This window comes from Noviherbaspirillum denitrificans, assembly GCF_002211445.1.
GTDB classification, from domain to species: Bacteria; Pseudomonadota; Gammaproteobacteria; order Burkholderiales; family Burkholderiaceae_D; genus Noviherbaspirillum; species Noviherbaspirillum denitrificans.
On record NZ_LSTO01000001.1, the window covers coordinates 4,792,687 to 4,802,811 of the forward strand.

6 protein-coding genes are annotated in these 10,125 nt (G+C 60.9%); 5 read left to right on the forward strand and 1 reads right to left on the reverse strand.

The window, feature by feature from the left end; translation table 11 throughout:
• The first annotated feature begins 139 nt into the window (after positions 1 to 139).
• The 5 genes from AYR66_RS23310 to AYR66_RS23330 all read left to right on the forward strand — a co-directional run bounded on the left by AYR66_RS23310 (position 140) and on the right by AYR66_RS23330 (position 7,819).
• Complete coding sequence (locus tag AYR66_RS23310; protein ID WP_234814990.1) at positions 140 to 2,089, forward strand: helix-turn-helix domain-containing protein; 1,950 nt, start codon at positions 140 to 142, stop codon at positions 2,087 to 2,089.
• A 177-nt stretch (positions 2,090 to 2,266) separates the two neighbouring features.
• Positions 2,267 to 3,079: a DUF2189 domain-containing protein gene (locus AYR66_RS23315; protein ID WP_088709495.1), complete on the forward strand. Its 813-nt coding sequence runs from the start codon at positions 2,267 to 2,269 to the stop codon at positions 3,077 to 3,079.
• 98 nt (positions 3,080 to 3,177) lie between these two features.
• Positions 3,178 to 5,094 carry a putative bifunctional diguanylate cyclase/phosphodiesterase gene (locus tag AYR66_RS23320; RefSeq protein WP_088709496.1) on the forward strand — a complete coding sequence of 639 codons (1,917 nt, stop codon included), beginning with the start codon at positions 3,178 to 3,180 and terminating at the stop codon, positions 5,092 to 5,094.
• Positions 5,095 to 5,686: 592 nt separating this feature from the next.
• Entirely contained in the window at positions 5,687 to 7,186 is a 1,500-nt protein-coding gene (locus tag AYR66_RS23325) for a methyl-accepting chemotaxis protein (RefSeq protein WP_234814991.1), read from the forward strand.
• Between the two features lie 126 nt (positions 7,187 to 7,312).
• A complete protein-coding gene (locus AYR66_RS23330) occupies positions 7,313 to 7,819 on the forward strand; it encodes a DUF2127 domain-containing protein (RefSeq protein WP_088709498.1) in 507 nt (168 codons plus the stop codon).
• A 94-nt stretch (positions 7,820 to 7,913) separates the two neighbouring features.
• Here the strand turns inward: AYR66_RS23330 and AYR66_RS23335 are convergent.
• A partial coding sequence (locus tag AYR66_RS23335) for a DUF4214 domain-containing protein (protein WP_206047256.1) occupies positions 7,914 to 10,125 on the reverse strand: 2,212 nt, incomplete at its 5' end.

Consider the following 10,125-nt stretch of genomic DNA (forward strand, 5'->3'; position numbering starts at 1 on the left):
CCATCGGGAATCCAGTGTCTTCGAATGTGCATTCAATAACTATGTGGAATTGCACATATTCGATAGGTTTTTGATGTCGGAATGCCACTTTGCTTGCGCGCATGATATAAAGCGAACAGCACGCACTTCAGCCAAGAACATGAGCCAGCCATTCGACGACATCGCCGCCGACCTCATCGGCATGCTCCACCGGAACGCGCCTGCGGAAGAGTTCGCTGTCCGGCTGTCGCGGGCAGAAGCGCTCCCGGATGACACGCCGGGAAAAAGCCGCGCCGTTGAACTCGTGCGCATGGCCACCGCGGTGCAGGATCGGCTCGAATTCCACCAGAAGAGCGAGCAAGGCATGATCGCGATGGTCGAGTCTGCCAAGGACTTGTCCAGCCGCCTGGACCTTGCCGGCTTGCTGCGGGCAATCGTTGCGCGCGCGCGGAACCTGCTCGGCGCCCAGTTGGCCTGGCTCACGGCGTATGACGAAGAGCGGGATGAATTCCGCGTGCTGGTGACCGATGGCGCGATATCCGCCAACACCACGAAGATGACCGTCGGCAGGCGGCGCGGCATCGCCAGCGCGGTGATGTCAACGCGCCTGCCGTTCTGCACGCCGGACTACCTTCGCGACAACCGTTTTCCGCATGATGCGGCGCTGGACGATGCGTTCCGCGACGAAGGCATCGCTGCACTGGCCGGGGTCCCTCTTCTCTATGACGACAACGTGATCGGCCTGTTGTTCGTCGCCGACCGCTACCAGCGCAGCCACACCGCCCTGAACGTCGCCATCCTCAGCACGCTGGCAACCCACGCCGCCGTCGCGATCAATAATGCAAAGGCATTCGAGCAGACCAACATCGCACGCCAAAACGCCGATGCCGCACGTGCGGAACTGGAGCGCCATGCACACGACATCCAGAGCGCGGCGGAGGCGCACGAACAGCTGACCTCCTTGCTGGCCAAGGGCGCATCGCTCGCCACGCTGTGCCAGACCGTGGCGAACCTGCTGGGAGGAAGCGTGCTCGTCGTGGACGAGGCTTTCCAGGTCATCAGCCGGGCGACCGCGCCCGGTTACACGGGATCGGCGGCAGAGGCTTATGCACCGCATGCCGCCTCGAGTGCGGCGATTACGCAGGCGGTCAGCGAGAGCAGGGTAGGTGGGCGATCGATCCTTGCCTACGAAGCGGATGGCGAGATTTGCAGGGCAGTCGCCGTCATCGGCGGCAATGACTTGCTAGGCGCGGTGCTGCTGTTCCGGCAGGGCGACCTTGGCGAGATATCGATCCGCACGTTCGAGAGAAGTTCGAGTGTGATCGGCATCGTGCTGCTGTCGCAGGAGCGAACCGCGGCAAACAAGAGCCGGGATGTCTCGGCGTTGTTGAGAAGCCTCATTGCTCCCCGCCCGGATGAACGGGCGGTGACATTGAACCGCCCCGAGCGCTTCGGGCTCGACCTGTCGCAACCTCTTTCATTGATCCTGCTGGAGACGGAGAACCCCGGGCCGGCGTTCGTCGCGCGACGCTTGCGGTCCGGTACGCCGCTTTCCGAACTGGTGCTCGACGAGGTGGACGACGTGCTGGTGATCGTCAGCGGGACGGTCAGGAGCCAGGACATCCTGAAAGAATTCATCGCGATCGCCAATCGGGAATTCGGCGGGCGCTATCGTGGCATCGTTTCAAAACCGATCCTGCTGCCAGCGGAAATTCCGGCGTTGTATGCCTCGTTGCGGCGCGGGCTTGCAGTCCTTCGCCGGCTCGGCGTGAATGGAAAAGTCATCGACCAGAACGAGATGGCGATGTACTCGGTGCTCTTCGAAACCCATGACCAGGGCAGCCTGAAATCATTCCTGCATGCGAGCATCGGCGCACTGCTCGCCTATGACCAGAAACGCGGAACGCGGCTCGCGGAGACGCTGCTCTGCTACTTCGACAACAACCAGAATGCGCAGACGACGGCTACCCGCCTGGGGATTCATGTCAATACCGTCCGGCAGCGCATGGCGAGTGCCGAAGAATTGCTGGGTTTCTGGAGCAGCCCGAGCCGCGCGCTCGAGATCCACGTTGCATTGCGGCTCTGGAGCCTGACTGCGCAAGAATCCTGACGGCATGCCGGAAGGCGGGTACGCCTTCCCTGATTCTGCAATGCAGCATTTCCCGCTGCCTTCCCGGGCGCGGACAACAGCCGTCTTTTTTTCGCACCGCACATTGACATTTGCCATGCCTCCTCCCAAAGTCTAAGGACAAACTCACCAACAATAGACAGACTGAAGGAGACCCCTGTGTCAGACACCGTCCATACCCAGCCCTCCACGCCGGGGGAAATCTCCGATACGTCGCTGATGCCGGACATCCGCAGCATCGGCATCGATGCCCCGTTCCGGTGGCTGGCCGCGGGATGGCGGGACATGCTGGCAACGCGCCTGCGCGCCTCCTTCTACGGCCTGGTGTTCGTGCTGATGGGATTCGCGATCGCCGCCATCTATGAAACCCAGTGGCAACTGACGATGGGACTGACCGCCGGATTCTTCCTGATCGGGCCCTTCGTTTTCTGCGGCATCTATTGGCTGTCGCGCCAGCGCGAGCGCGGCGAAAAGCCGGGCCTGACGGCATCCCTGTTCTGCTGGAAGGACAACCCGGCATCGATCGGTTTCTTTGCGGCGATCCTGACTTTCTTCATGGTGATCTGGGCGCGCGTGTCGGTCGTGATTTTCGCGCTGTTCTCGACGACGGATTTCCCGACCATGCAGCGGGTGCTGGCCCAGATCTTTTCGATGACGAACATGCCCTTCGTCATCGCCTGGTTCGGCGTCGGCTTCATCTTTGCGTCGATCGCGTTTGCGATTTCGGTCGTGTCGGTGCCGCTCATGCTGGACCGGAACACCGACACCATGATTTCGCTGTTCACCAGCGTGCGCGCGCTGTGGAGCAACCCGGTGCCGCTTTACCTGTGGGCAGCGCTTATCGTGGCGCTGATCGGCGCCAGCCTGCTGCTGTCCTTCATCCCGCTGCTGCTGACCGCGCCGCTGGTAGGCCATGCGACCTGGCATGCCTACCGCGACCTCGTGGCCGAAAAGGACCCGGCCGCCGGGTAAGCCTGTCATCATTCCGGCGACCGCAACCGTTAATGCCTGTACGCACGGGCATTATTGGCTCACTATAATGAAATGTTGCGGTCAGATGGAGATGATGCATGGCCCCCCTTGCTGACGATGCTGCCGGGACAGCTCTTCCTGCCGCCAATGCGGTGGAGAACGAGCTTGCCCGAGTGCATCGTGCGCTGCGCACCTTGAGTGCCGGCAATCGCTGCCTGCTCCGTGCCAGCAACGAGCAGGAACTGCTCACCGAAATGTGCCGCGTCATCGTCGAGAAGGGCGGCTACCGCGTCGCCTGCGTTTGCTACGCCGTACACGACGACCAGAAAAACATCCGCTGGATGGCCGCCGTCGGCACCGATATCGCGCGCATGGCCGCCTTCAACCATTCCTGGGCCGACAATGAACGCGGGGTCAGCGCGACGGGCACCGCCATCCGGACCGGCCTTCCGGTCGTCGGCCGGATGCTTTCCGACCCCATTTACTCCAACTCCGTCTTTTCTACCCTGCGCGAGCAGGCGGAGCGCGATGGATTCACCTCGGTCACCGCGCTGCCGCTGCGCGTGGACGGCCAGGTCATCGGTTGCCTGCTGATGGGCGCGGCCGAACCAGACGCCTTCGATGAAGCCGAAGTCAAACTGCTGAACGAACTCGCCGACGACCTCGCATACGGAATCGAAAACCAGCGGGTGAGGGAACAACACCGCAGCGCACAGGCGACGATTGCGCGCCTGGCCTATTACGATCCGCTGACCGGCCTGCCAAACCGCACCTGCCTGCATGAACAGCTGGAGGAAGCAATGCAGGCCGCGCGCCAGCAGCACCATGCCATCGCGCTGCTGCACATGGAAATCGGCCGCTTCCACGAAATCAACAAGGTCATCGGCTACCGCGCCGTTGATGAGCTGCTGCGGGAACTGGCGACGCGCTTGTCCGACTGCTGCGCCGGCAAGGGCACGCTGGCGCGCGTCGGCGAGACCGCGTTTGCACTGATGATTTCCCACAGCAATGTCGACCATGCGACGCGCCTGGCCCATCAGCTGCTGGACAAACTGCGCGCACCGGTGCATGTCGCCGGCCTGCTGCTCGACGCGCAAGCCTGCATCGGGCTGGCGATGTTCCCGGGTCATGCGACGGACGCGGATGCGCTGATACGGCGCGCCAATGCTGCGATGCACCTGGCACGGCCGACAGGAGGCGGCTTCGCGATTTACATGGGCGGCCTCGAGCAGGAATACACGCGCCGGCTGGCGCTGATGGGCGACCTGCATCGCGCGATCACCGAAAACGAACTGCGCCTGTTCTGCCAGCCCAAGGTCGATATCGCCACGCGCGCCTTCACCGGCGCCGAGGCGCTGGTGCGCTGGGAGCATCCGCAGCACGGCCTGATCGCCACCGCCGAATTCGTCAAGCTGGCCGAGCAGGCCGGCACCATCACCCCGCTCACGCACTGGATGCTCGAAGCGGCATTCAGCCAGGGCTATGCCTGGCAGGAAGCAGGCACCGCGCGCACGCTCGCGGTCAACCTGTCGGTGCACGACCTGTACTCGCCCGGACTGGTGGATCGGATCGCCGGGCTGTTCACGACCTGGGGATTGTCGTCCGACCTGATCCAGTTCGAGCTGACCGAAAGCGCGCTGATGACCGATCCCGAACTGGCGCAGCAAACGCTCGCCCGGCTGAAGGACCTCGGCGTGACGCTGGTGATCGACGATTTCGGCACCGGCTACTCCGGGCTCAGCTACCTGCAGCGGCTACCGGTCGACGGCATCAAGATCGACCAGTCCTTCGTGATGCCGCTGGTCACCAACGCGGACTCGGAAGTGATCGTCCGCTCCACCATCGAACTGGGCCACAACCTCGGCCTGCAAGTGGTGGCCGAAGGCGTGGAAAGCCGCGCAGTGTGGGAGCGACTGGCGATGCTCGGCTGCGATGCGGCGCAAGGCTACCTGATCGCCAAACCCTTGCCGGCCGAGCGCTTGCCGGAATGGGAACGGGAGTGGGCGCTGGTGTAGCAAGTTGACGCAAGAAACGGCACGGCGGGCGCTGATAGCCTGACGGCGTTTCCAGGTGAATTTGACGCGCGAAGAACCGTAGGGTGGGTTGAGCGAATGCGAAACCCACCGCGCTCGAGAGACGCCAATTGGCGGGTTTCGCTTCGCTTTACCCACCCTGCGAATTCATCTGGACGCGCCACAAGCAGGTCACCCAGATAAAAAGTAGATGCCGTCTCTCCGGTCAAGTCTCGGCGGCCCGGTGTGGGTTGCGGAGGCTTGCCCGTCATGTTCAGGACCGGCACATCAATCCGACGCACATCCTCAATGCCTGCGGGTTCTGTAAGCAGCGCATGCGCACCCCGCGGACACTCTGCAGACGCCGTTGTACCGGCCGCCCCCAACTGCCGGCTCCCATGCCGTCTTTGATCTGGATCATGGCTGGGAATTGATTGATTCATATCATTACTGCCTTTGCTCTCCATGATCCCGCCTGCCGAAGGTGATACGCCCACCCTCATGTTCTTCATTGGGCGCCCTACTATCCTTAAAGAAAAGAATGCGCACCAACCTGCCAGTTACCCAGCGTGAAGTCGAGATAAGTGACGGAGCCATGCTGGTTTCGACGACCGACGCCCAAGGCCGTATCACCCATTGCAACGCCGTCTTTGTTTCTGTCTGCGGCTACGACTACGACGAACTCCTGGGGCAGCCACACAACCTGGTTCGACATCCCGACATGCCGCCGGAAGCCTTCCACGACATGTGGTCCACGATCGGCCGCGGCCGCCCCTGGTCGGGTGTGGTGAAGAACCGTTGTAAGAACGGCGACCACTACTGGGTGCTGGCAAATGTCACCCCGGTGGTCCGCAACGGCAAAAATGTCGGTTATATCTCGGTGCGGACCAAGCCTACGCGCGCGCAGATCGCCGAGGCGGAAGCGCTGTATCAGCACATCCGCAACCCCGGCACCGGCGGGCCGCGCGTGCGCCTGCATGCCGGCGGCGTGCGCAAGGCGGGCTGGCGCGACTGGCCCCAGCGCGTGTTCCGACTCTCGCTGACGCAACGCATGACCGGTGCGCTGGGCCTGTGGCTGTCGGTTCTGGTGGCCGGCCACATGGCCGGGACCGGTACGACGTTCGGTCCGGCACTTGATGCCGCCGTACTGGCGCTGGGCGCGGCCGGTGTACTGGGCTGGTTCCACTGGACCGTGGCCCAGCCCCTGAAACACTCCACCAGCCTGGCTGCGCGCATCGCCGGCTGCAATCTGGAAGGCGACATCCCCTTCGACACGCGACACCCGGTCGGCCAGCTGATCCGGAACATTCGCCTGATCAATCTGAACATGCAAGCCATCGTCGAGGATGTGCGGGCGGAAGTGTCCAGCATGACGGCAGCCGCCGAGGAGATTGCCCAGGGCAGCACCCACCTGGCCGAGCGCTCGGAAGACCAGTCTTCCAGCGTGGAGCGGACCGCGTCGGCCATGGAACAGATCACCTCGGTGGTACAGCAAACAGCGAGCGCGGCAAAACAGGTGGAAAGCAATACCCAGGAAGTCAGCCGCACGGCCGGCACCGGCGGCGCCTCGATGGCCGACCTGGTGAAGACCATGAAGTCGATCGACGATGCTTCAGGGCGGGTCACCGAAGTCATCAAGGTGATCGAGAGCATTGCCTTCCAGACCAATATCCTCGCGTTGAATGCAGCCGTGGAAGCGGCGCGGGCGGGCGAAATGGGCCGGGGTTTTGCCGTGGTTGCCTCCGAAGTACGCACTTTGGCCAACCGCAGCGCCGAATCGGCCAAGGAGATTCGTGCCTTGATCACGGCCTCCAGCGAGCAGGTCAACCAGGGGTCGCATCACGTCAACTCGGCCGCGGACATCATCAGCTCCATGGTGCGCTCGGTATCGGACGTCACCGCACTGGTGCAGGAGATCACGCAAGCGGCCAACGAGCAATCGGCGGGAGTGAGCGAAGTCAATCGCGCCATCAGCGATATCGAAAGCACTACCCAGCAGAACGCCGCCTTGGCCCAGCAAAACGCCGCCACCAGCGAATCTCTCAAACAACAGGCCGGCACGCTGCGCCGTGCGGTGCAGATCTTCCGCTGCTGATTTGCGCGAAAAGGGCTCGGGTCTTGCATGCACGCACATGCGTCACGGCAAGACCAGGCGCGATTGGTTGCAATTTACGTGATTGCAAGGACAATATCGGGGATGGCTTGAACAGTTTCGCCGAGTATGTCCGATTCAAAACCCATTCACACCGTGACGCCGTCACACCCCGTCGCAACGCGCCGCGCACTTCACGTGATCGCGGTGTTTGAGGCAATCAAGGGCCTGGCGGCGCTCGCGGCAGTCGTCGGTCTCGTCGACCTGATGCATCACGATGTTCGGCACCTCGCTATCGAGCTGATCGGGCATTTTCACTTGAATCCGGATGCGCGTTTTCCGTCAGTGCTCTTGCACTACGCCGACCTTCTTCCCGGAGCCGACCTGCACTCGCTCTACCTCATGGCAGCGGCTTACATCACGGTGCGGCTTCTGGAAGGCTATGGGCTCTGGAACGATTACGCATGGGGCGAATGGCTGGGCGCGCTTTCGGGAGGCATTTACATTCCGTTTGAATTCAGGCACCTGTTCCGCGATCCATCGCTGATTAACGGACTCGTCCTGACGGGGAATATCTTGCTGGTGATATTTCTGACCGCCCAGCTTTGGCGACGCCATCAATCGGCAAACCATTAAAAGCCGCGAGGCCCCGGTCGTTGACGGTCGCCGAAACATGATTCCACTCCAACTAGTGATCAACTCCGCATGAGCATCAAATGCAAGACATTGCTCAGATTGACAGTTGCGTATCGCTTAGGCCGATCAGGGTGATCGCCATTTGGATATCGGTGGCCGTCACTGCGGCAGCGATTTTCATGCCCTCGGAAATACTTGCTTCGGCTGTGTTGTAGTTCAAGCCGTATTGGACAGCGACCTTGTTAGCGATTGCTGCTTTATTGTCGAGCAAGTCGGCTACCCATCCCCACGTGGTATTCCCTTTGAAAGTGTGTGCGGACGTCAGAATGGTCGATACCAGGGATCCTTTTGATTCAGCGCCGGAGGCAAGTGCGCCCGTCCAATAGGCAAGACCTTCGGCGTCCGCACCGCTCTGGCGGCCTAGCACGTTCTTGTAGACGACATTGACGAAGTCGGCATTGGTCATGTTCGCCGAAAAACCAGTCAGATTGGAATACTGAACTCCAGCGTCGTAAAACGATTCAGCCGTTTGCTTCACGGTCATTCCTGATTTGAACTGGCCGATCCAATATTCCAGGCCATCGGCATCCGGCGTACGGTTGAAGAACGCGACGTAGAGTTCCTCCAGGGTCTTCAACTCAGCTGCTGAAATGGTCGACGCGACGCTCTTGACGACAAGATTAATCGTCTTGTCCGCAAATTTCAGGCGCTCGATATTGACCAGCACATCGGATAGTCCTTCTCCGGAAATATTCACCGTCCCGTCGGCACTGCGCGTGATATTGAAAGCGCTCGCATTCTTGCCATAGGCCACCGTATCCAGGCCGGCTCCGCCGTCGATATGCGCTTTGGCGGCTGCGCCGGTGTCATGAATCATGTCGTTTCCGGCCCAGGTGCGCATCAGGCTGCTGCCATTGCGGTCGTCGATATTCACGTTCTGCGTAAAATCGGTGCGCGCATCATAGTGCAATGGAACGTTGACAAGCATGTACTGATTGGCCCACAGGCCCGGTGCGGCCCAGCGTCCGACCTGGATTTCGGCAAGATAGTTGAGTGCGCCGTCTGCCGTTTGATAGCCGACGAATTTTGGCACGCCAGCAGCCTGGATATCGGCTCCGATGTAGTAGCTCTGGCTGGTTCCCTCGTATTGGGACTGAATCCGGTTCAGCATCTGAACGACCTGGCTGCCGAAATCGAGAAACTGTTCATGCAACGCGCTATACAGCTTGCCGGTGCCGTCATTGAGGAGCAAGTAGTTGGGAGCGCGGCTGTTGTCGTACGTGAATTTGTTGTCGACAAAGCTGCCTGCAGGCAGTCCGGCAAAGAGATAACTGTTAATACCGCTGTGGTCGACGTCAAGCACTTGCGCCTGGTAATCGAACTCTTCGCTGGCCTGGTTTACGACTGCAGCCAGCTGATCTGTCTTGTCGGCGAATTGATTATTTCCCTGGTTCTGAATCATCTGAATGGCCGACGGAAAAGCGCTTCCCTGAACCCACATCGACTGTTCCGCAATCAGATCCGTCTTGCCGTCGTGATTGAAGTCGTCGGCGAGAATGCGGTAGGTATGGGTAATGCCAGGGCCATAGTGGGACGTGAATTCCGGGTGCTTTGTCGAGAGGTAGGGCGTAATCGTTGCGAGCGGTGCGGTGGAAGTAAGATCGCCATTGGCATAGCCGTAGATTTTGATTTTCGCGTTGTCACTGGGCGCGTTGCTAAACACATCGCCCATTGCGACCGCCATGCTGCCGCCTGCGCCGAAGTTGCCGAGCACCGCGCTTTGGTGGAATACCTGCGAGAGATTGGCGCCGATACTTTCCTTAAGCTCGCCGTTGTTCCAACTGTAAATCGGATTCGCGTCGCCTGGATTGAATGTGGAGGCGATTACCGTGGGCATATTGTTGACAAAACCAAGCTGGGCATCATGGGCCATTACGGCGTCGCCCAACACGACCTTTTCGAATCCCCCGGTGCTGGTGCCAAGGTATAGCGTGCTGTTGCGAGCGACAAAAGGACTCTCATTGTGCGCTGGCAGGAAAACGTCCACTTTCCCGTCGCCGTTGAAGTCTGCCACGGCAGCCGAATTGGCCCCGTTAATGACATCGTCGGCAAGGTACTTGGAAGTGGCCAGTTCCAAGGTTCCGTCCGCCAACGGCGCAAGAACCGCGGCGTGCACGGTTTCGGGTGTCGTGACGCTTGCGTTTGCGCCAAACCCGCCAGTCCAGCCCCACCCCGAGATCAAAAGGCCGTTGCCGCTTCCTATTGGCAGGTGGGCATAGGTGGTCTGGGCAAGACCCCCATAGTTC

What these genes read in the sequence shown, in the direction of transcription:
- AYR66_RS23325 (WP_234814991.1), top strand. Translation starts at nt 5,687, where the DNA reads ATGCTGGTTTCGACGACCGACGCCCAAGGCCGTATCACCCATTGCAAC.
- AYR66_RS23330 (WP_088709498.1), top strand. Translation starts at nt 7,313, where the DNA reads ATGTCCGATTCAAAACCCATTCACACCGTGACGCCGTCACACCCCGTC.
- AYR66_RS23310 (WP_234814990.1), top strand. Translation starts at nt 140, where the DNA reads ATGAGCCAGCCATTCGACGACATCGCCGCCGACCTCATCGGCATGCTC.
- AYR66_RS23320 (WP_088709496.1), top strand. Translation starts at nt 3,178, where the DNA reads ATGGCCCCCCTTGCTGACGATGCTGCCGGGACAGCTCTTCCTGCCGCC.